Here is a 20,201-nt window from a genome sequence, read left to right as displayed (position 1 = left end):
GCATCGGGGAGGGCGGCGAGCTGCTGGTCCGCACCCCCGGAGGGGTGCGGAAGATCGTGCAGGCTGACGAGGTACGGGTGGTGTCGTAGATCGACCGCCGCCCGCCGTCCCGGATCAGTCGAGCTTCAGCAGCAGGTCGTCGCTGTCCACCTGGTCGCCCTTCTTGACGAGGACATCCTTGACCACGCCGTCCGCCGAGGCGCTGACCGTGGTGAGCATCTTCATGGCCTCCAGCACAACCAGCTTGTCGCCGGCCTGGACCTGCTGGCCGGGGGAGACCGCGATCTCGGTGACCATTCCCGGCATCGGCGCGCAGGCTTGGGCCGGGTCGGACGGGTCGCCCTTGGGGCGGCTCGCCTTGACCGACCCGGTCAGCGATTTGTCGAGAACGGCACTTTCGCGGGGCATGCCGTTGAGTTCGTAGAAGAGCGTGCGCTGGCCCTCGGCATCGGCTTCCCCGATTGAGACCAGTTTGACGAACAGGGTTTTGCCGGGATCGATCTCGACCTCGACTTCCTCGCCGACGTGCAGGCCGTAAAAGAACGCCGGCGTGGCGAGTCCGGACAGGTCGTCGAAATTCGCACGGAAGGCGTTGAAGTCGGCGAAGACCTGGGGATACATCAGGTGCGAATAGAGGTCGTCGCCGCTGGCCTGCCGGTTCAGCTGTTTGGAAAGTTCCTGACGGGTGGATTCGAGATCGACGGGCAGGGCGAGTTCCCCCGGGCGCTGCGTGGTGGAGGGCTTGTTGCCAAGCACCACGGCCTGGACATCGGCTGGCCAGCCGCCGTCGGGTTGACCGAGTCCGCCGGCGAGCATGTCGATCACGCTCTCCGGCCAATCGATTGAGCCGGGTTTGAGCTTGGGCACGTCGGCCGCCTTGATCCCTCGGGTGATGAGGAACATCGCCATGTCACCGACCACCTTCGAGGACGGCGTGACCTTGACGATGTCGCCAAACAGGAGGTTCACGTCGGCGTAGGTGCGGGCGATCTCGCGCCAGCGGTGGCCCAGTCCCATGGCATTTGCCTGCTCGCGGAGGTTGGTGTACTGGCCGCCGGGCATTTCATGCTCATAGACCTCCGCAGTACCGGAGCGCGGTGCCGAGTCGAACGGTTCATATTGGGCCAGCACGGCTTCCCAGTAGTCCGAAAGTTCATTGAGGGCATCCATGTCGAGGCCCGGGTCACGCTCGGAATTGGCGAGCGCCGCGCAAATCGAGTTGAGGTTCGGCTGCGAGGTGGAACCCGACAGGGACGCCGTCGCGAGATCGACGATGTCGACGCCGGCCCGCGCCGCGGCGATGACCGAGGCGGCATTCAAGCCCGAGGTGTCGTGGGTGTGGAAGTGGATCGGGATGCCGATCTCCTGCTTCAGCGCGGAAACAAGGTCATAGGCCGCCTGGGGTTTGCAGAGGCCGGCCATGTCCTTGATGCAGAGGATGTGCGCGCCCATCTGCTCCAGTTCCTTGGCCTTGGCGACGTAGTACTTCAGCGAGAACTTCTCCCGCTTGTTGTCCAGGATGTCACCGGTGTAGCAAATGGCCGCCTCGCACAGCGATTTGCCGTGCTCGCGGACGGCCTCCATGGCAACCCGCATGTTGGGCAGATAGTTGAGCGAGTCGAAGATCCGGAAGATGTCCATGCCGGCATCGGCCGAGTGCTTCACGAAGCCCGCGACGACATTGTCGGGGTAGTTCGAATAGCCAACGGCGTTCGAGCCCCGGAAAAGCATCTGGAACAGGGTGCCGGGAATCTTTTCCCGCAGGCGCCGGAGCCGTTCCCACGGGCACTCCTTCAGGAAGCGCATGGCGGTGTCGAAGGTCGCTCCCCCCCACATTTCGAGCGAGAAGAGGTCGGGGACGCCCGCCGCGTAGCTTTCCGCGATGCGCAGCATGTCGAGGCTGCGCATGCGGGTGGCGATGAGCGACTGGTGGGCGTCGCGCATCGAGGTGTCGGTGATCAGCAGGCGCTTTTCGCCGAGGATCCACTTCACGAACTCGTCCGGTCCCTTTTCGAGGAGGAGATCGCGGCTGCCTTCGAAGGACTTGGCGGGCAGATGCGGGACCCGGGGGGCGGGGATGGGCTTTTCCGGCTTCCAGCCCTTCGCCGTGGCGTTGCCGTTGACCGTGATGTCGGAAAGGTAGGAGAGCAGCTTGGTCGCACGGTCGCGGCGCGGCTTGAACTTGAGCAGCTCCGGCTTGGTGTCGATCAGCTTGGTGTGGGCCTGGCCGTTGCGGAAGGTCTCGTCGCGGATGACGTTTTCAATGAACGGGATGTTCGTCTTCACCCCGCGGATCCGGAATTCGCGGAGCGCCCGGTCCATGCGCTGGCAAGCGATGTCAAAGTTGCGGCCCATGGCGGTGAGCTTCACCAGCATGGAATCGTAGTAGGGGGTGATCACCGAGCCGGCGTCGCCGGAGCCCGCGTCGAGCCGGATGCCGAAGCCTGCGGCCGAGCGGTAATTGAGGATGCGGCCGTAGTCGGGGGCGAAATTCCGCTCGGGGTCTTCCGTCGTGATCCGGGCTTGGATGGCATAGCCGATGCAAGGAATGTCGTCCTGGGCGGGGATGCCGATCTCCGGGCTGAAGAGCGAGTTGCCTTTGGCGACGAGGATCTGGGAGCGGACCAGATCGATGCCCGTGACGCATTCCGTCACGGTGTGTTCGACCTGGATGCGCGGGTTCATCTCGATGAAGAACCAGTCCTTCTGGTCCATGTCGTAGAGGAACTCGACGGTGCCGGCGTTGTTGTAGCCGATGCCCTTGGCGAGGGTGACGGCGGCGGCGCAAAGGTCCTTGCGCACCTGCGGGTCGAGTTCCACCGATGGCGCGATCTCAACCACCTTCTGGTAGCGGCGCTGGACCGAACAATCGCGTTCGTGAAGGTGAACGACGTTGCCATGCTGGTCGCCGAGGATCTGCACCTCGATGTGTTTGGCGCGTGAAATATAGCGTTCGAGGAAAACAGCGGCATTGCCGAAGGCGTTGAGCGCCTCGTTCTGGGCTTCGGCGAGCAGGGCCGGGAGTTGATGGGGTTTCTCAACCACCCGCATGCCGCGTCCGCCGCCACCGAAGGCCGCCTTGATGATCAGCGGGAAGCCGATCTCGGCGGCGATTTTCATGGCTTGATCCGGGTCGGTGATCGGTTCCTCGGTTCCCGGAAGGGTCGGGACGTTGAACTTCGCCGCCAGGTGCCGGGCGGCGGTCTTGTCGCCCATGTTTTCCAAAAGCTCGGGGGAGGGGCCGACAAAGGTAATACCCTCGCGGGCGCAGGCGCGGGCGAACTGGGCGTTTTCCGAGAGGAAACCGTATCCCGGATGGACGAGGGTCACCCCCTTGGACTTGGCCATGGCCACGATCCCCTCGACGTCGAGGTAGGCGCCGACGGGCCCTTTGTCCTTGTCCAACTGGTAGGCTTCGTCCGCTTTGAAACGGTGGCGGGAGAAGCGATCCTCCTCGGCGAACATCGACACGGTTCGTAGCCCCAGTTCATTGGCGGCGCGGAAAATTCGGATGGCGATTTCACCGCGGTTCGCGGCGAGCAGCTTGTCGGTCTTGGGTTGCGGCATGCGGATGAATTCCTAAGCGTTCACCGCGCAATCGGCCAAGGGGAAAGGTGACAGCAAGGGGCACCCGTTCGGAGTAGCCCCCGGGGGTGAAAAAAATCAAAGAATCGGGTTGACGAGGGGTTGGATAGGCGCTAAGCATCCGCCGTCGCGACAATAGTAGGCGGCCCGATTGAAGAGTCTTCCCGGTTTTTGGGTTTTTCCGGGTGATGGTTCGATCGGGCCGCTTCATTTTTGCCCGGATGGCACCTTTTTGCCCTCTCCCTGTGCTTCTTGCGTTGTCCGGCAAACGGCTATTCGGCGGACTGCGGCGTGGGGGAAGGCTCGACACTGGCGATGCGGGCGCGGTCGAGGTCGAAGGGGCTGATTTCAAGCTGCACCACCGTGCCGTCCGCGAGTTCCGGGGGATTCACCGCAAGTGCTTTCGAGAGGTGTCCGATCACGGGTTTTCCGTTCGGCAAGGCGACTTCGTAGAGGTCGGCCGAAATGGTTTTCAGGATCGTCCCGTTGGTGCGGACGCAGTCGTCGTAGGCAGGGCCAGAGGATCTCATCGGGCGCAATGGATCCACGCGATGGCTGACTTTGGCAAGTCCGCCGGAGCCTGTTGCTTGACGAAGCAAGGGGATGGCAGCATCTTCAGCGCCTTTCCCACGGAGCCAAATCGTCCGGGAAATCGCCTGAAATCCTCAATTGTACCATGAGTCTCCGACTGATTCTCCTTTCCTGCAGCGCCATGTTCCTGGCGGTCTCCTGCACCCCTTACGTCGAGCCGCCGCCGGAGGCCCCGCTCGATCCGGCCCAGCGCAAGATGACCGAGGCTGAACAGAAGGAAAAGATCCGCGAGGAGCGCGAGGCCATGAAGAAGGAGCAGGAGGGTGACGGACTCGCGGAGAAGAAGAAGACTCCGGAGGGCGACGAGATCGCGAAGAAGGATGATGGCGGCGGAGCGACTCCGGAAAAGAAGACCTCCCCGGTCGACAACAAGAACGAGCCGCCGGTGGCACGCCCGGTTCCCGGGAAGCCCGGCATGGTCTTCAGTCCTTTCAACAACAAGGTGATCGACGTGAAGGGGATTCCGACGGGCCGCCTGGTCGCGGATCCGACCTATCCGGCTTCCGAGAAGAAGCATTTCCGGGTGCCCTGATTCCGGCCGGTTCTTGAATGGTGCTTTCGAGGAGCCGGTCCCTCACGGGGCCGGCTCTTTCATTCCCGGACATCGAGATGGATTTCAGAAAAGTCGCGGTTCTCGGGGGCGGGCTCCTCGGTGGCTCGCTCGCCCTCGCGTTGTTGGAGAGGTCGTCGCAGGCGTCCGTGGCATTGTGGGCCCGTCGTGGCGAGACCGTCGGGCTCGCCCGGTCCCGCGGAATCGAGGGTGCCACGACGGACATGGCGCAGGCGGTGGCGGGGGCCGACCTGGTGGTGCTCTCGACGCCCGTCGGGGCCATGGCCACGGTCCTTCTCGCCGCCCAGACCGCGGGCCTGTCCCCTGACGCCCTCGTGACCGACGTGGGCAGCGTGAAAGTCACGCCGCATGCCGTGCTCGCACCATTGCTCGCCCGCACCGGGGGACGTTTCATCGGCAGTCACCCGATGGCCGGGTCGGAGCTGGGCGGAATCGCCGCGGCGGATGCGGGACTATTTGCCGGGGCTGCTTGTTTGCTGACGGACGACGCTCTGGTCGGCGACCCTTGGACCGGGAGACTACAGGAATTCTGGCAGGAACTCGGATGCCGTACCGCCTGGATGACGGGCCCCGGGCACGATGCTCTGGTCGCCCGGATCAGCCATTTTCCCCACTTGATCGCGTCGGCTGCGGCGCAGGTGGCGCTGGAGGTTGCGGGAGACGGGAAGTTCGGTGGCGGCGGCTTGCGCGATACCACCCGGGTCGCTGGCGGGGATCCGGCGATGTGGGCGGAGATCGTGACCGAAAATCGCGAGGCGCTGATCCCGGTCGTGGCGCGCGGCATTGCACGGATGAGCGAAATGCTTGCCATGCTTGAAGCTGGCGACCTAGAAGCCGTGCGCCGTTGGTTGGATGAGGCGAAGGAATTGCGCGACGCCTCGCTTGCCGAGCGCAGCAACGATTTCACATGAGCGAGTTCCGAGTAAAATCCATCGGCAGCCTGGAGGCCTCCTTCCCGGTGCCGGGTGACAAGAGCATGTCCCATCGCGCGGCCATGATCGCCGGCTTGGCCGAAGGCGTGTCGACGGTGCGAAATTTCCTCCCGAGCGAGGACTGTCTCAATACCCTGAGAGCCATGCGGGCCTGTGGCGTCGAGGTCGAGGTGCTGGAGGAGATGCCGGGCTTCGGTCCGACCTCGATGCGCATCCACGGCCGCAACATGCAGCTTGCCGCGCCGACCGCCCCGATCGATTGCGGGAATTCCGGCACGGGGATGCGGCTGCTGGCCGGTCTCTTCGCCGGGCAGTCCTTCGAGTGTGAACTTTTCGGCGACGAATCGCTTTCCGGCCGCCCGATGGGGCGGATCACCGGGCCGCTGGGCGACATGGGGGCCAAGATCGATTGCCTTGGCGAGAAGCCCGGGTGTGCGCCGCTCAGGATCCACGGCGCCAAACTGCACCCGATCCGCTACGAATTGCCGGTGGCCAGCGCCCAGGTGAAGAGTGCGGTGCTGCTGGCTGGCATGTTCTGCGAGGGTATCACCACGGCGGTTCAGCCTGCCGAAACGCGGGACCACACGGAACGCATGCTGGAGTCGTTCGGCGTGAAACTCACGACCGAAGTTAACGCGATCTCGATCGAGGGCGGGCAGGTGCCTCAAGCGCGGGACTTCCAGGTTCCCGGGGACATTTCGAGTGCCGCCTTCTGGGTTGTCGCGGCGGCGGCCCTGCCCGGGTCATGCCTTGTGATCCGGCAGGTCGGCCTCAACCCGACCCGCACGGCGATCCTCGACGTCATCGAACGGATGGGGGCGCAGATCACGCGAACCATCCACTCGGCGGACGACGGGGAACCGATCGGCGACATCGAGATCCGCGGGGCCAAGCTGACCGGCACCGAGCTGCTGCGTTCCGAGATTCCCAACCTGATCGACGAGATCCCGGTCATCGCCGTTGCCGCGGCGATGGCGGAGGGCAAGACCGTGATCCGCAATGCCAAGGAGCTGCGGGTCAAGGAAACCGACCGCATCGACACGGTCGTCAAGGGCTTGCGGGCGATGGGCGGGAACATCGAGGAGTTCGAGGACGGCATGGAAATCACCGGTGGCAGCCCGCTTCACGCGGCGACCATTGAAAGCCACGGCGACCATCGCATCGCGATGGCCTTTGCGATTGCCGGGCTCTTCGCCAGCGGCGAAACCGTGGTGCGCAACACCGACTGCGTGAACACCTCCTATCCGGGCTTTGCCCGCCAACTCGCCGCGGTGCTCGCGGAGAGCCGGAACGAGGCCGACTACGATCTTCCCACCGTGCCCGCATGATCCTCCACCGAGCCATCGCCATCGACGGTCCTGCCGCATCCGGCAAGAGCACGCTCGCGCGCCTGCTTTCACAGCGTCTCGGGCTGATCATGGTGAACTCCGGTGCGATGTACCGGGCGGTCACCTGGAAGGTCCTGCAGCTCGGCCTTGATCCCAACGACCGCGCGGCCGTGGTCGGGGCCTTGCGCCTGATGGAGATCGAATGCGGCGTCGATGGCCTGGACTCCACCGTCATGGTGGATGGCGTCGATCCCGGCGAGGAGCTGCGCAGCGAGGAAGTGAACGCGAATGTTTCCGCGGTCGCCGCCGTTCCGGAAGTCCGGGAGTGCCTGGTTTCGCTTCAGCGCGATTATCTCAAGCTGGGCGATGTGGTGATGGAAGGGCGCGACATCGGCAGCGTCGTGTTTCCGGAAACCCCGTACAAGATCTACATGGACGCCGACCCGGGGGTCCGCGAGGCGCGGCGCGAGGAAGTCGGGGAAGTCGACTCGGTGGCCGAACGCGACAAGGCGGACAGCGGTCGCGAAACCGCGCCGCTCAAGGTCGCCGAAGGCGCGGCGATTCTCGATACTTCCGGGCACACCATCGAAACCGGCGTGGCGGCTGCTTTGAAAATCCTCTCCGACCAGGGCTTCGTGATTCCCGGTCAATCTCACTGACTCACCCCATGACTTGGATCTACTGGTTCGGTTGGAATCTCTTCGGAAGCGCCTATCGTTCGTTGTTCGGCCTCAAGGTCATCGGCCGCGAGCACTTGGTCCGTGACGGCGCCGTGCTCATCGTCTCGAACCACGAGAGCTTCCTCGACCCGCCGCTCATCGGCACGCTTTACCGCGACGACATGTACTATCTCGCGCGCAAGAGCCTGATGAAAGGCGCGGTCCTGAAGTGGATCTACAAGGCCTGGAACTCGATCCCGGTGGATCAGGAGCGCCCGGACATGACCAGCCTCAAGGCGATTATCAAGCTGCTCAACTCCGGTGAACGCGTGCTGGTTTTCCCTGAGGGCGAGCGGAGCCTCGACGGCGTCATGGGCAAGGCGCAACCCGGGGTCGGGCTGATCGCGGTCAAATCGAACGCGGTGATCCAGCCGATCCGCATCCGCGGTGCCCGCGAAGCCCTGCCGCGAGGTTCGGGACGGATCCGCTTCAACCAGATTTCGCTGCACATCGGTCCTCCCATCCGTTTGACCGAGGACGAGTTGACGAAGTCGAAGGGAAAGCACGGTTACCAGGATGTCGCCGACCGGCTGATGGCTGCGATCGAGGCGCTGTAGGCCTCTCGATCGGGAACGACTTCCTGCTGCTGGACGATCAAAGCGGGTTCTCCGCGCCGCAGTTCCAGCACTCCGCGAATTGGCCTTCGATTTCCTCGCCACAGGCGGGACAGGTCCAGGCCGGGCCGACGGGGATTTCGTGTTCCCGGTCCCGGAACTCCTTGATCAGGGCGCGGGCCCGGGCCTCGTCCTGGTTCTCGAGCACCCAGAGTTCCGGATAGACCTGGGTGAACGGCAGTTCGCCGGCGGCGCCCGAGCCGCCTTCGTTGCGGATTTCGGTCCGGATGCCGGCCGCCTCCAACACGCTTTGGAGGTGGCCGACGATGGTGAAGTCGATGTGATCGAAGACCCGTTTCACGACGCTGCTTCAAGCGGATTTGACCCGGTCCCACTCGGCGGTCCAGAGGGGGAGCTTGTCGTCGAGGTCACTGATCGGCTCGCACTTGGCGAACAGGTCGTCGGGCGGGAAGAGCACCGGGCTGCCACGGAAGTCCTCGCTGAGTTCCGCGTAGGCGGCAGTGTTCGGCGCACGGTAGCCGATCCATTCCATGTTCTCCGCGGCGACCGACGCGGTGGTGAGGTGATCAATGAACGCATGGGCGAGATCGACCTCCTTGGCACTGGCGGGGATGCACAGGTCGTCGCAGGAGAATGCCGCGCCTTCCTTCGGGATGATGACCTCGACATCCTCGTTCTCGTCCTGGACGAGGATGAGTTCGCCAGCGTAGCCGTGGACGAGGAAGAACTCGCCCGAGGCGATGCCCGTCTTCCATTGTTCGTTCTCGAACTTGGCGATGTTGCCCTTCCACTGGATCGCCAGGTCGGCGGCGGCCTTGAGCTGGGCGGGGTCCACGGTGTTGATCGAGTTGCCCTGGAACTTGAGCGCGGCGCCGAGCACCTCGCGCATGTCATCGAGGAGGGTGACCCGGCCTTTCAAGTCGGGCCGCCCGATCATCGACCAGCCGTCTTCGGGCGAGGTCACCTTGGATTTCAGATAGGCCAGCACCGTCGGCGCCATCATGTAGGGCACCGAGTGCTCCATCTTCGGATCGAGCGCCTTGGCAAGATAGGCGGCATCGACGTTCGCGATCGCGGGCAGCTTGGCGTGGTCGAGCGCCTGCAGCAGGCCCTTCCGCTTCAGTGCGCTGACGGTGTAGGAACTGGGAACGAGGATGTCGTAACCGGTGGCGCCGGACTCCAGCTTCGCGAGCATCGATTCGTTCGAGTCGAAGGTGTCGATCACGACCGTGCAGTCGTGCGCCTTCTCGAAGCCCTCCTTCGCGTCGTCGCTGAGATAGTCGGCCCAGGTGAAGACGTTGAGGGTCTTCTTATCACCGGCGGAGGATCCGGCGGGTTTGCAGGCCGAGAGTCCGGCGGCGGCGAAGGTGGACGAGGCGAGGAAACGACGACGGTTCATGTTGTTTGGAGTGTAGGAGGTTCGCGGATTTCGGGGCGAGGGAAATCAGATGGACGACGGGGTGGGGCGGGTGAGGCGCTGGGAAACGGCAACCACGGCGAAGGTGACGAGCAGCATGATCGACGACAGCGCGTTGATGACGGGCAGGTCCTTGCTCTTCTTGATCATGGCGTAAACCAGCGTCGGGAGCGTGTCGGAGCCGGGACCCTTGACGAAGTAGGTGATCACGTAGTCGTCGATCGAAAGGGTGAACGCGAGCAGGCCCCCGGCAAGGATGCCCGGTGCGAGCAGCGGCAAGGTCACCTTCACGAAGGCCTGGAGCTTGGTCGCGCCGAGATCGCGGGCGGCTTCCACCGCATTGAAGTCGAAGTCCTGGAGCCGGGCCTGCACCACCAGCGCGACATAACTCAGGCAGAAGGTGATGTGGGCGAGGGTGATCGTGAAGAGGCTGAGCTTGAGCCCGAACGAGATGAAAAGGAGCAGCAAGCTCATACCCATCAGGATGTCGGGAAGGACCAGCGGCACCGCCACGAGCAGACGGTGTGCATCCTGGAGCTTCGAAGCGCGGTGGCGCAGCGCGAAGGCCGCCGCGGTGCCGAGGACCATCGACGCGAGGCTGGCCCCGGTGGCGATCTTCAGCGAGTTGCCGAGTGCCGCCACGAGGTCGTCGCGCTCGGTCAGCCGCTCGTACCACCGGGTGGAGAAGCCGTTCCACTTCGAAGCGTAGCGCGAGTTATTGAACGAGTTCAGCACCAGGAAGCCGATCGGCAGGTAGAAGAACACGAGCACCAGCAAGAGGGTGGCGAAGGGCAGGCGGCTCTTCTTCATTGCGGCTTCTCCTTTCTCCTGAGGAACATCGGGGCGAGCACCAGCAGCGCCAGGGCACCGGAGAGGGCCGCGGCTTCCGGCAGGTTGCGGTCGGAGAAATTGCGCTGGGCGATCTTGTTGCCGATCATCTGGGTTCCGGTTCCGCCGACCATGTCGGGCACGACGTAAGAGCCGAGCATGGGGATGAAGACGACGAGGAAGGCGGTGATGATGCCTTGCCTGACGCCGGGGACGAACACGCCGAAGAAGGCCCGCGCCGGCTTCGCCCCGAGGTCGCGGGCGGCATCGAGCAGGCCGAAGTCAAACTTCTCGGCGGCGGCGAAGAGCGGGAGGATCGAGAACGGCAGGTAAGTATAGACGCTGACCAGGACGACCGCCCCGAGGTTGCCTAACAGACGATCGTTCGGGCCGATCAGGTGCAGGCCACGGAGCAACTCCGCCAGGTAACCCTGGGCGTGGAGGATCTGCTGCCAGGCGAAAACGCGGATCACGAAGTTGGTCCAGAAGGGCACGATGACCAAAAGGAGGACGCGCGACCGCCAAACCGGGGTCAGTCGTGCCATGGCGTAGGCGACCGGGAGCGAGAGTGCGATGCAGGCCGCGGTGGTGAGGGCGCTGATCCACAGGGTCCGCAACAGCAGGCTAAGGTAGGCGGGCTCGGCGAGCGAGCGGACGGCGTCCAGGCTCCAACCCTCGCCGATTCCTCCCGCGGGCAAAGCCGGGCGGAAGGCGATCGCGAAGATGATCAACACCGGAACCAGCACGAACATTGCCAGCCAGAGAAAACTCGGGGCGGTGGCCAGGATCTCGCTGCGGCGCTCCTTGTTCATGAGTCTTCGTCGGGCAGGGTGAGAAGGCCCTCGTCCTCCGCGCGGTACTGTTCCAGCAGGAAACCGTCGTTGGCGTGCCAGCGCAGCCACACGGTGTCGCCCCACTTCGGCGATTGCTCGTCGAGCTGATACTTGCGGTGCTGCATCTCCGCGCACAGCCGCCACTCGCCGCAGCGGACCCAGTAGCGGGTGTGGGAGCCGAAATAGATGACGTCCTCGACCTTGCCGGCGATCGCGTTCTCCAGGTCGCTGGAGGAGGGTTGTTCGCGGGAGACCAGCAGCTTCTCCGGCCGGAGCGACAAGTGGACGCGGTCGCCCGGGGTGACCGGCTTGTCGTTGTCGATGACGATGCTGCCGAAGCCGTTCACCTCGCAGCGGGAGAAGCGGGGGTCGATGGCTTCCGTGACCCTGCCGTCGAGGAAGTTAGTGTCGCCGATGAAAGCCGCCACGAACGAGCTGCGCGGTGCCTCGTAGATCTCGGCGGGAGGTCCGACCTGCTCGATGGTGCCCTTGTTCATCACGGCGATGCGGTCGGAGATCGACATCGCCTCGCCCTGGTCGTGGGTGACGTAGATGAAGGTGATGCCGACCTCGTCATGGATGGCGTCGAGTTCGACCAGGAGGCGCTGGCGGAGCTTGAGGTCGAGCGCGGCCAGCGGCTCGTCGAGGAGGAGGACCTTCGGCTTGTTGACCAGCGCGCGGGCGATCGCGACGCGTTGCTTCATCCCGCCGGAGAGTTGTGCCGGCTTCTTGCCGGCGTGGGCCTTGAGGTCGATCAGGTCGAGCATCTCGTCGACCCCGCGGGTGATGGCGTCCTGCGGCCACTTGGCGATTTTCGGTCCGAAGGCGATGTTGTCCCGGACCGAGAGGTGGGGGAACAGCGCGTAGCTTTGGAACACCGTGTTGACCGGACGCTTGTCGGGCGGGAGGGGGGTGATGTCCTTACCGTCAAGGAGGATCCTGCCGGCGTCGGGCTTGTCGAATCCGGCGGCCATGCGCAGCAGCGTCGTCTTGCCGCAGCCGGAGGGGCCGAGCAGGGAGAAGGTTTCGCCCTGCTGGATATCGATGTTCACGTCGTCCACCGCGGTGAAGGAGCCGAAGCGGCGGGTGACGTTTTCGAAGCGGAGGTAGGACGCCATGGAATGACAATTGAAATGGCCGGGCGGGAATCGGATGTCGAGATGGGATGTTGTGGGGGAGTGAATTGGCCGGGGGAATAGAGATTGATGATTTCCTCCGCTGAACTAGGACATCCGCATGATCGACATGCTGGTGCGGCTCTACGACCTGCCGGAAAGTGGTGACCTCTACAAGAAGGTCGAAGGCCAGGGAATCACGCTGCGGAGGGCGCGGGCCTTCGAAAAGCACACCGTGGCGGAGTTCGCCCGGACCCACTTCTCCGCGAAATGGGTGAGCGAGGTCGAAGTCGCGCTGAGCCGCCAGCCGGTGGCTTGTTTCATCGCGACCCGCGACAAGCGGATCCTCGGCTTCGCCTGCTACGACACCACGGCCCGGGGATTCTTCGGGCCGACCGGGGTGGCCGAGGAGGCACGGGGCACCGGGATCGGCAAGGCGCTGCTGTTCAGGTCGCTCGAGGCGCTCAGGGAACTCGGCCACGCCTACGCGTTCATCGGCGGGGTGGGTCCGCGCGAATTCTACGAGAAGGCCTGCGGGGCGATCGAGGTGCCCGGGAGTGACCCCGGGATCTACGGCGACATCCTGCCCTAGGGACCCGACTGCTCGAAGCGCAGGCGCAGGAACTGCCGGTCCGGAGCGAGGCTGCGGGCGACCCGGGCCCGGACGGTCTCGGTGGTTGCGGTGGCTCCCGTGACCTCGAGAACGACCGGCGACCATGGGCCGGGATTTGTCCCGGATTCCGCGTGATAGTCCACGTCGGCGAGACCGATGGGACGGGTGAAAGTCAGGGTCAGGAAACCGGGATCGAGAACGAACGCGGGTGGCGGCGTGAAGGCGTGCGGGTCCGTTCCAAGCGCGTGCTCCGCGAAGTTCACCAGTCCGTCCCTGTCGATGTCGGCGTCGGCATCGGCGTCACCGGCGAGGATCTCGGCGGGGGTGAATTCGAGCGCCTGCCACTGCGCGTAGCTCTGGCCGGAGATCACCAGCTCGGCCGCGGCGGTTCCGCTGTGGTTGGGATCGTCGATGGTAGCCGAGACCTGATAGGTACCTATGGCCAGCGGCGCATCGGGCGAGCCGTCGTAGGTGAGGTCGACCGCGAGACCGCCCGGGGTCGTGCTGGCGACCACGGCTTTCGGGGTTCCGTCGAAGGTTGCAGCGAGTCCGCTGAAGCCGATGGTCGCGGTGGCTTTGGCGACGGTCAGGGTGCCGCTGGCACTTCCCTGGTAGTTGGGATCGATGATGTTGGCTTCGACGGCATAGGTGCCGGCGTCAACCGGCGGGATCGGGGACCCGTCGTAGGTGACAGCGCAGTCGAGACCGGCAGGAATTGTTGTGACCGTGACCTCCCGTGGATTGCCCTGGTCATAGGTTTGATCGACCGCGCCCAGACTCACCGTCGCCGTTGCCGGATTGACGGTGATGCTGGCGGTATTGGAGAAGCTCCCGCTCGTTGCGGTGACCACGAAGGGGCCGCCGGCGGTGGTGGCGGTGAACAGACCCGAACTGTCAATGCTGCCCCCGCCGCTTGCCTCCCAGGTGAAGGACGAGGGTTGCGTGGACATCGTCTGGCCGAACTGGTCGAGCTGGCTGGCGCTGAAAGTCTGTGTGCCGCCGACTGCCAACGTGGTGGTGGCGGGGCTGACCTGCAGGTCGCTCGCGGTTTCGAGGACACGGACGAACACGCTCGCCGAGGTGGCGAGGCCGGGGCCATCCTGAATCGTCACGGAAAGCTCGTAATCGCCGGTTGCTTCGAACTGGGCGCTGCATGACTTGGCCGCGTTGTGCCCGTTGGGGGTGAAAAACACGGCGGCGCCGGGGCCGTTCGCCACGCTCCAGGTGTAATTGAGCGCAGCCTCCCCGCCATCGTCGCTGGCGGCGACGGTGAGGTCGGCCGAGGCATCGCGGATCACCTCGTAGATGGTGAGGTCCGGGTCGGTGACGGTTTCCAGGGATCCGGTCGACGGGGCGGTGGTGACGACCGGAGCGCTGTTGGTGAGATCCGCGTCGCCGACCAGGACGATGCTGTCGACATACCAGCCGGTGCTGGCAGTGCTGCTGTTCGTCGCAAGGCGCCAGCGCAGGCGCAGGTTTTTGCCGGCGTATTTGGCCGTGTCGGTGAGATTGACGATGGTCTCGACGAAGCCACCGCTGTTGCCGGACCAAACCGGGCTGTCCTCGAATTCGCTGCGGCTCGACGGCGCACCGCCGCCCTTGCGGATCGAGGTGTTGTAGCCGTTGCTCGCGAACACCGCTCCGGAGCCTGAGGAGACCACCTCGAACCAGCCGCCGCCATCGACGGAAAGTTCGAATTTGCCGCCGTCCTGGCCCGATTGGAGCGAGTAGTTGTGCCAGAACCTGAGCTGCAGGTTGCTGGCGCTCGCCGGCACGGGAATCACCGGTGAGGTCAGGGCGGTGGTGGTTTTCGACGACGGGGCAGGGGCGAAGTAGGAAGTCGCCGGCGATTGGCTGAGGTTGGTTGCGAGACTCCAGTTGTTCGAGCCGGTGCTAGCTTGGGAAGTCCATCCGCTGACGGTTCCGTCGAAGCTTTCGCTCCAAAGCGCGCCGGTCAGGGTGAAGGCGTCCGCGAGGGTGAAGGTCTCGTCGTCCGGGTTGGTGGCGACCACGTCCCAGGTGCCGGGGGCAGCGGCGGAGAGGTCGAACTGGCAGCGGAGTTTTCCGCCGGTCAACACCACGCTGGTCGCCGGAACGTCGGCCTGGCCCGTGCGCGACATCTTCACCGCGGTGTCGGTTTCGAAGCCGTCGCCGGTGAGGTCGATGGTGACCGGGCCGGCGAAGGCGCTCTCGGGCGAGATCGAGCTGATCGCCAGCGGTAGAGGCGGCGGTTCGACGGCGGCGCTGCCATCGAGGAGCAGTGAGAACACCTGCTGGCCGTTGGTCAGGGAACCGGAGTAGGAGACGACGGCCTGGTAGGTTCCCGCGACGGAGGGAGCAGACAGCCAGACTTGCTCGACATTGTCGGTGTTGTTGATGCCGGTCACGGCCGCCGAGCTCATGGAGCCCTGGCTCCAGTTGCCGACGAAGGGCATGACGTAGGGGAGGTGTTCGGCGCCGCCGGGTTCGACCAGCTTCAGTTGCAGGTTGTTGACGAGCCGGGCGCTGCGCAGGTCGGAGGTCGAGGTCGCCGTGCCGGCGGGGTCGGTCCAGGTCAATGTAGCGCGGATGGGCGAGGTGCCGTCCCAGACGAAGGGGAAGGTGCGGGTCGTGATCGAGGTGCTGACGCTGTCCTCGGTGATGCGCTGCTTTTCGGGTTGGCCCGCGTGATCGCTGATCAAATCGGCGGCCGCCTTGGCGTTCACCATGCCCCAGCCGTAGCTGTAGTCGGGGCCGGCGATCCCGCGATCGTCCGCGGTGTGGATGAGCAGCCCCTTCAAGGTGCTGGCGCGCATCGCCTGCGAGGGGAAGAGCGTGCCGTAGAGGTCGATCAGCAGCGCTGCGGAGCCCGCGGCGTTCGGCGTCGCCATACTGGTTCCGTAGTAGGAGGCGTAGGCGCTGTTGTTGGCATTTACCGGTGAATAGACCGCCTCGCCGTTTGCGACCACATCGGGCTTGATGCGGCCGTCATCGGTCGGACCCCAGGACGAAAAGCTGCTGACATTGGCCTTCGACGGGTCGCGGAGGCCGCCGGTGACGGCATCGCTCGCGGAGCCGACCGTGATCACGTTCTTGGCGAGGGCCTCGAAGCCGATGCAGTCGTATCCACCGCGATACTGGCCGTCGCCACCAGGATGAAGCGCCGGGTCGAAGTTCACGGTCGACGGGCTGCCCGGTGACAGGGCGACCTTTTCGCCGGCCACGGGATTATCGGTCCGCTCGTTGCCGGCGCTGCGGAAGATCAGGTAGTAGGGAGCGCTGTAGGCGAGCGCGTCCTGGTCGCGGGTGTAGGTGTTGTAGCGGCCGAAGTCCTGCTCGGAGCCGGCGCTGGTCGTGCCGTTGCCCCACCATTCCCAGACGCGGGAGCCATTGTTCACATAGTTCCAGCCGCTGATGTAGCTGTAGCTGTGGTTCGACAGGTAGAGTTTGCCGGGCTGGTTCGCCCCCGTGGCGGCCCGCGAGGTCATTTCGGCGACATCGCTGTTCCAGTCGTAGCTGTCGAGGGTGGCGGCAGGTGCCATGCCCTTCGCGCTGCTGATCACGCCAGCAGCGGCGAGGGTGCCGCCGACATGGGTGGCGTGGTCGACGGAGCCCGCGCCATCCATCACGTTCACGCGGCCGCCGAATTCCTGGTGGGTGCTGCGGGCCGATCCGCCGTCCCAGATGCCGATGGTGATCCCCGCGCCGTCGGCCGCGTAAGTCGAGCGGGTCAGGTTGGCACCGGTGGAAATGGCGGCGTTGGCATTCTGGGTGGTGAAATAGAGCGGGGTGTCGCCTTCGAATGCGGTGATCTCTTCGATGACGCCGTTCGGGCGGGTGATCCGCAGCGGCAGGCCGAGTCCCAAGGCCCGCTGGCGAGCCGCATCGCGGCGTCTGGCGGTGATTTCCTGGATCGAGCGGACCACCCCGGTGCGGGAATCCGGGTCGGAAAGATTCGTCCCCGGGCGGGCAAGAAGGTCGGCGAGCGAGTCCTCGGCACGGATTTGCAGGTTCCCCAGCGCCCAACATGAGGCGGTGAGGGCGGCGAACTTGGCGAGAGACGCACATTTTGCCGGGTGCTGCTTGTATTTCATGGACGTGACAGGGTGATGCGTCGTCCGGGAGGATTGGGGGACCGTAAGGTTCGGCTTTGTGAAAAACAAGGTCGGGGATCGGGTGACTCCGTGCTTGGCAGGCGGGCAATCCCGCGTAGGGGTGGGGCCGTGGGCGCGGGAACCATTCAAGATCCATCGTATGTGCGGGAGGCTTTTGCCCGGATCGCGGATCGCTACGTGACGACCAATCATGTGCTCAGCCTGGGGACGGACATCCTGTGGCGGAAGAAGGTCGCCCGGATCGTGAGCGCCTGGAAGCCGCGCCGGGTGCTCGATGTGGCGACGGGGACGGGGGATTTGGCCTTGGAGATTCAGGACGCTTGCCCGGAAGCGGAGGTTACCGGCAGTGATTTTTGCGCCGAGATGCTGGCCCATGCCGGGCGGCGCGGGCTGGTCCGGACGCTGGTGGCGGATGCCATGGCGCTGCCCTTTGCCGATGGGGAATTCGACGTGGTGACGGTCGCCTTCGGGCTGCGCAATATGGCCGACTACGCGACGGCGATCGGCGAAATGCGGCGGGTCCTGAAGCCGGGAGGCCATCTCCTCGTGCTCGACTTCTCGCTCCCGACCGGCGCCCTGAAAGGGCCCTACCGGTGGTATCTGCACCACGTGTTGCCGAAGATGGCCGGGCTTTTGACCGGTCAGCAGGACGCCTACGAGTACCTTGGTGGATCGATCGAGGAATTTCCTATGGGCCGGGCGATGTGCGATCTGATCACGGCGCAGGGGTTCAAGGATGCCGACGCCCGCCCCCTGAGCTGCGGGGTCGCGGCGATCTACACGGCCGAGGCGGTGTGAGCTGCCGATCCGTCGTGATTGAAACATTGATTTGATCCGACGCGCAGGCTAGCGCTTGTGGATGAAAACACCCTTGGTGCTCACGGTCGCTGTTATGGTTTGCTCCGTGGGGGGCGGCTCGGGGGAGCAAGGGGAGCCTGAGGGTCCAAAGCGTTTGGGCGCGAGCGTGGCGGTGCTGCGCGATGGGGGATCCAGGGTCATCACCATCCCGGCCCACGGGGACCAACCGTCCTGCAAGGTAGTCATCGACCACACGATGAATTCGAAGACAAACGGCGAGATGTTCCGTGAGGAGGATTTCACCGGGGAACGTGCCGGGAAACAATTGTCCTGGGCTCAAGCGGACAAGCTTTTGAAGCAGTTGGAGCAAGTCCTGATCGCGCACTACGGGACCGAGGAACTTCTGGAAATTGCCCTCAATCCCATCGAGCCGGGTGCCCATGTGAGCGTGGCGGATTTCGGCGAACGGATGGGTAAGGATCCTGTTTTCACAGACCGTTTGGAGGCTCGTTACTTGATGGATGTGATCATGAGCTATCGGGCAAGACATGGTCCGCTTCTCAAGGGAAAATGAAGGCCGGTTTGTCCCAAGACGGCCTTGCCCGTGCGGTGCCGCCTGCCTAGCGTCCCGCCCATGGCCATTGATTCCTACGCGAACCGCTTCGTCTGCGACCTTCACGCCTACGAACCCGGGAAGCCGATCAGCGAAACCGCCCGCGAACTGGGGCTCGATCCGTCGCAGATCGTCAAGGTGGCCTCGAACGAGAATCCGCTGGGACCGTCGCCGCTGGCCAAGGAGGCGATGCGGGCAGCACTTGAGGAGGCTCACATCTATCCCGACGGCGGCGGCTGGAAGCTGCGCAGCGCGATTGCCGGACGGCTCGACGTCGATCTTGCCAATGTGGTGCTGGGAAATGGCTCAAATGAGATCATCGAGCTCCTTTGCCACAGCTTCCTCAACCCGCGGGCCGAGCTGATCGCGGCGGAACACGCCTTTGTGGTCTACAAGCTGATGGCGACGCTCTTCGGCGCGAAGTATGTCGAAGTCCCGGATCCCGGATTCGTGCACGACCTGGATGCGATGGCGGATGCGATCACCCCCGACACGCGGCTGGTCTTCATTGCCAATCCCAACAATCCCACCGGGACCATGGTGGGCCAGGAAGCGCTCGACCGGTTCATGGCGCGGGTGCCGGATCATGTCGTGGTGGCCTTCGACGAGGCGTATCACGAGTTCCTCGACGACGCGCCCGACGTGCTCAAATACGTCCGCGAAGGGCGCAACGTCGCGGTGCTGCGCACATGTTCGAAGATCCACGGGCTGGCGGCGCTGCGGATCGGCTACGGCATTTGCTCGAAGGGCGTGGCGGAGATCCTCCAGAAGGCGCGCCAGCCGTTTAACGCCAATGCGATCGCCCAAGCCGGGGCCCTGGCGGCACTTGAGGATGGCGAACACGTTGAGAAGACCCGGGCGATCAATCGCGAGGGCCTGGCCTTTTATGAGAAAGCCTTCGCCGAGCGTGGACTGGAGTATGTTCCCAGCGTGGCCAACTTCATCCTGGTGAACGTGCGTGGCGGGGACCGGGTGTTCCGCGAGATGCTCCAGCAGGGAGTGATCGTGCGGGCCATGAGCAGCTACAAGCTGCCGGACTGGGTCCGCATCTCCATGGGGACCCCTGCGCAGAACCTTCGCTGCTTGCAAGTTTTGGATTCCGTGCTTCCGGTGGCGGCGGTTTGAAGGTATTACTTCGCATCGGTTGACAGTCAGGAGTGCATTCAGCACCCTGGCGGGCCTGATCGAAGGAGATGTCGCCAACTGATCCATTTTTGAACCAGCGGGAATTCCGCTGTGAACATTGTAGTGGGAAGATCCTGGTCCCCAAGGACCTGCCTCCGATGACCGGGCCTTGCCCGCATTGTGAATCGCCCATCACCTCCCCGGGCCCTGAGTCCGATTCGTCGGAACCTCAGAGGATCACGGCGGAAGTCTCAGTACCCGCGGTTCTGGTCCCTGGTGGATCGGCTCCAGCTGGTGTTGAAGAGGCCCCTTTGAGGCGTGTGGGACCCCCGCCGCTGACCGCGGAGAAAATTGCCGCGCAGAAGGCGGCTCAAGAGGCTTACGAGAAGGAGCAGGCAGAGAAGGCTGCCGCTGAGAAGGCTGCCGCTGAGAAGGCTGCCGCTGAGAAGGCTGCCGCTGAGAAG

General features: G+C 64.6%; 18 protein-coding genes. 9 read left to right on the top strand and 9 right to left on the bottom strand.

From position 1 onward, the window contains the following. Positions 1–114: 114 nt before the first annotated feature. Positions 115–3,567: a pyruvate carboxylase gene (locus IG178_RS22415; protein WP_193214827.1), complete on the bottom strand. Its 3,453-nt coding sequence runs from the start codon at positions 3,565–3,567 to the stop codon at positions 115–117. A 290-nt stretch (positions 3,568–3,857) separates the two neighbouring features. Further along, positions 3,858–4,115, bottom strand: a complete 258-nt coding sequence (locus tag IG178_RS22410) for a S1 domain-containing protein (protein ID WP_193214826.1) — start codon at positions 4,113–4,115, stop codon at positions 3,858–3,860. A 146-nt stretch (positions 4,116–4,261) separates the two neighbouring features. Here IG178_RS22410 and IG178_RS22405 point away from each other — a divergent pair, with 146 nt between their 5' ends. The 5 genes from IG178_RS22405 to IG178_RS22385 all read left to right on the top strand — a co-directional run bounded on the left by IG178_RS22405 (position 4,262) and on the right by IG178_RS22385 (position 8,283). Beyond that, positions 4,262–4,708 (top strand): hypothetical protein, encoded by a 447-nt coding sequence (locus IG178_RS22405; RefSeq protein WP_193214825.1) that lies wholly within the window; start codon positions 4,262–4,264, stop codon positions 4,706–4,708. A gap of 77 nt (positions 4,709–4,785) precedes the next feature. Then, a complete protein-coding gene (locus tag IG178_RS22400; protein ID WP_193214824.1) occupies positions 4,786–5,658 on the top strand; it encodes a prephenate dehydrogenase in 873 nt (290 codons plus the stop codon). Next, positions 5,655–7,007, top strand: a complete 1,353-nt coding sequence (gene aroA, locus IG178_RS22395; protein ID WP_193214823.1) for a 3-phosphoshikimate 1-carboxyvinyltransferase — start codon at positions 5,655–5,657, stop codon at positions 7,005–7,007. The genes IG178_RS22400 and aroA overlap by 4 nt, the downstream gene beginning before the upstream one ends. Then, entirely contained in the window at positions 7,004–7,666 is a 663-nt protein-coding gene (gene cmk, locus IG178_RS22390; protein WP_193214822.1) for a (d)CMP kinase, read from the top strand. Before aroA ends, cmk begins: the two co-directional genes overlap by 4 nt. 8 nt (positions 7,667–7,674) lie before the next feature. Beyond that, on the top strand, positions 7,675–8,283 hold the full coding sequence (locus IG178_RS22385) for a lysophospholipid acyltransferase family protein (RefSeq protein WP_193214821.1): 609 nt from the start codon (positions 7,675–7,677) through the stop codon (positions 8,281–8,283). Positions 8,284–8,320: 37 nt separating this feature from the next. On the opposite strand, the gene IG178_RS22380 is transcribed toward IG178_RS22385, so the two are convergent. Genes IG178_RS22380 through IG178_RS22360 form a run of 5 tightly spaced genes read right to left on the bottom strand, consistent with a single transcriptional unit; the run spans position 8,321 to position 12,497 of the window. After that, entirely contained in the window at positions 8,321–8,641 is a 321-nt protein-coding gene (locus tag IG178_RS22380) for a putative signal transducing protein (protein WP_193214820.1), read from the bottom strand. A gap of 9 nt (positions 8,642–8,650) precedes the next feature. Then, a complete protein-coding gene (locus IG178_RS22375; protein ID WP_193214819.1) occupies positions 8,651–9,700 on the bottom strand; it encodes an ABC transporter substrate-binding protein in 1,050 nt (349 codons plus the stop codon). A 45-nt stretch (positions 9,701–9,745) separates the two neighbouring features. After that, positions 9,746–10,528: an ABC transporter permease gene (locus tag IG178_RS22370; protein WP_193214818.1), complete on the bottom strand. Its 783-nt coding sequence runs from the start codon at positions 10,526–10,528 to the stop codon at positions 9,746–9,748. Then, positions 10,525–11,358: an ABC transporter permease gene (locus IG178_RS22365; RefSeq protein ID WP_193214817.1), complete on the bottom strand. Its 834-nt coding sequence runs from the start codon at positions 11,356–11,358 to the stop codon at positions 10,525–10,527. The genes IG178_RS22370 and IG178_RS22365 overlap by 4 nt, the downstream gene beginning before the upstream one ends. After that, complete coding sequence (locus IG178_RS22360; protein ID WP_193214816.1) at positions 11,355–12,497, bottom strand: ABC transporter ATP-binding protein; 1,143 nt, start codon at positions 12,495–12,497, stop codon at positions 11,355–11,357. Before IG178_RS22360 ends, IG178_RS22365 begins: the two co-directional genes overlap by 4 nt. A gap of 118 nt (positions 12,498–12,615) precedes the next feature. Here IG178_RS22360 and IG178_RS22355 point away from each other — a divergent pair, with 118 nt between their 5' ends. Continuing rightward, complete coding sequence (locus IG178_RS22355) at positions 12,616–13,086, top strand: GNAT family N-acetyltransferase (protein ID WP_193214815.1); 471 nt, start codon at positions 12,616–12,618, stop codon at positions 13,084–13,086. Here the strand turns inward: IG178_RS22355 and IG178_RS22350 are convergent. Continuing rightward, positions 13,083–17,180 (bottom strand): MBG domain-containing protein, encoded by a 4,098-nt coding sequence (locus IG178_RS22350; protein ID WP_193214814.1) that lies wholly within the window; start codon positions 17,178–17,180, stop codon positions 13,083–13,085. The genes IG178_RS22355 and IG178_RS22350 overlap by 4 nt on opposite strands. Before the next feature lie 90 nt (positions 17,181–17,270). Here IG178_RS22350 and IG178_RS22345 point away from each other — a divergent pair, with 90 nt between their 5' ends. The 3 genes from IG178_RS22345 to hisC all read left to right on the top strand — a co-directional run bounded on the left by IG178_RS22345 (position 17,271) and on the right by hisC (position 19,737). Continuing rightward, positions 17,271–17,999, top strand: coding sequence for a ubiquinone/menaquinone biosynthesis methyltransferase (locus tag IG178_RS22345; protein ID WP_343226032.1), 729 nt, complete (start codon positions 17,271–17,273; stop codon positions 17,997–17,999). Positions 18,000–18,060: 61 nt separating this feature from the next. After that, positions 18,061–18,573 (top strand): hypothetical protein, encoded by a 513-nt coding sequence (locus IG178_RS22340; RefSeq protein ID WP_193214813.1) that lies wholly within the window; start codon positions 18,061–18,063, stop codon positions 18,571–18,573. Between the two features lie 60 nt (positions 18,574–18,633). Then, positions 18,634–19,737, top strand: coding sequence for a histidinol-phosphate transaminase (gene hisC, locus IG178_RS22335; protein WP_193214812.1), 1,104 nt, complete (start codon positions 18,634–18,636; stop codon positions 19,735–19,737). A gap of 251 nt (positions 19,738–19,988) precedes the next feature. On the opposite strand, the gene IG178_RS25705 is transcribed toward hisC, so the two are convergent. Beyond that, positions 19,989–20,201 (bottom strand): hypothetical protein (locus IG178_RS25705; RefSeq protein ID WP_226895688.1); only part of this gene is annotated, 213 nt, incomplete at its 5' end.

It is taken from the genome of Neoluteolibacter marinus, assembly GCF_014904755.1.
GTDB lineage: Bacteria > Verrucomicrobiota > Verrucomicrobiia > Verrucomicrobiales > Akkermansiaceae > Haloferula > Haloferula marina.
This window is presented reverse-complemented; position numbering and strand designations above follow the sequence as displayed.

Coding starts and splice junctions, on each gene's coding strand:
- IG178_RS22415 (WP_193214827.1), bottom strand. CDS start 3,567: ATGCCGCAACCCAAGACCGACAAGCTGCTCGCCGCGAACCGCGGTGAA.
- IG178_RS22410 (WP_193214826.1), bottom strand. CDS start 4,115: ATGAGATCCTCTGGCCCTGCCTACGACGACTGCGTCCGCACCAACGGG.
- IG178_RS22405 (WP_193214825.1), top strand. CDS start 4,262: ATGAGTCTCCGACTGATTCTCCTTTCCTGCAGCGCCATGTTCCTGGCG.
- IG178_RS22400 (WP_193214824.1), top strand. CDS start 4,786: ATGGATTTCAGAAAAGTCGCGGTTCTCGGGGGCGGGCTCCTCGGTGGC.
- aroA (WP_193214823.1), top strand. CDS start 5,655: ATGAGCGAGTTCCGAGTAAAATCCATCGGCAGCCTGGAGGCCTCCTTC.
- cmk (WP_193214822.1), top strand. CDS start 7,004: ATGATCCTCCACCGAGCCATCGCCATCGACGGTCCTGCCGCATCCGGC.
- IG178_RS22385 (WP_193214821.1), top strand. CDS start 7,675: ATGACTTGGATCTACTGGTTCGGTTGGAATCTCTTCGGAAGCGCCTAT.
- IG178_RS22375 (WP_193214819.1), bottom strand. CDS start 9,700: ATGAACCGTCGTCGTTTCCTCGCCTCGTCCACCTTCGCCGCCGCCGGA.
- IG178_RS22370 (WP_193214818.1), bottom strand. CDS start 10,528: ATGAAGAAGAGCCGCCTGCCCTTCGCCACCCTCTTGCTGGTGCTCGTG.
- IG178_RS22365 (WP_193214817.1), bottom strand. CDS start 11,358: ATGAACAAGGAGCGCCGCAGCGAGATCCTGGCCACCGCCCCGAGTTTT.
- IG178_RS22360 (WP_193214816.1), bottom strand. CDS start 12,497: ATGGCGTCCTACCTCCGCTTCGAAAACGTCACCCGCCGCTTCGGCTCC.
- IG178_RS22355 (WP_193214815.1), top strand. CDS start 12,616: ATGATCGACATGCTGGTGCGGCTCTACGACCTGCCGGAAAGTGGTGAC.
- IG178_RS22350 (WP_193214814.1), bottom strand. CDS start 17,180: ATGAAATACAAGCAGCACCCGGCAAAATGTGCGTCTCTCGCCAAGTTC.
- IG178_RS22340 (WP_193214813.1), top strand. CDS start 18,061: ATGAAAACACCCTTGGTGCTCACGGTCGCTGTTATGGTTTGCTCCGTG.
- hisC (WP_193214812.1), top strand. CDS start 18,634: ATGGCCATTGATTCCTACGCGAACCGCTTCGTCTGCGACCTTCACGCC.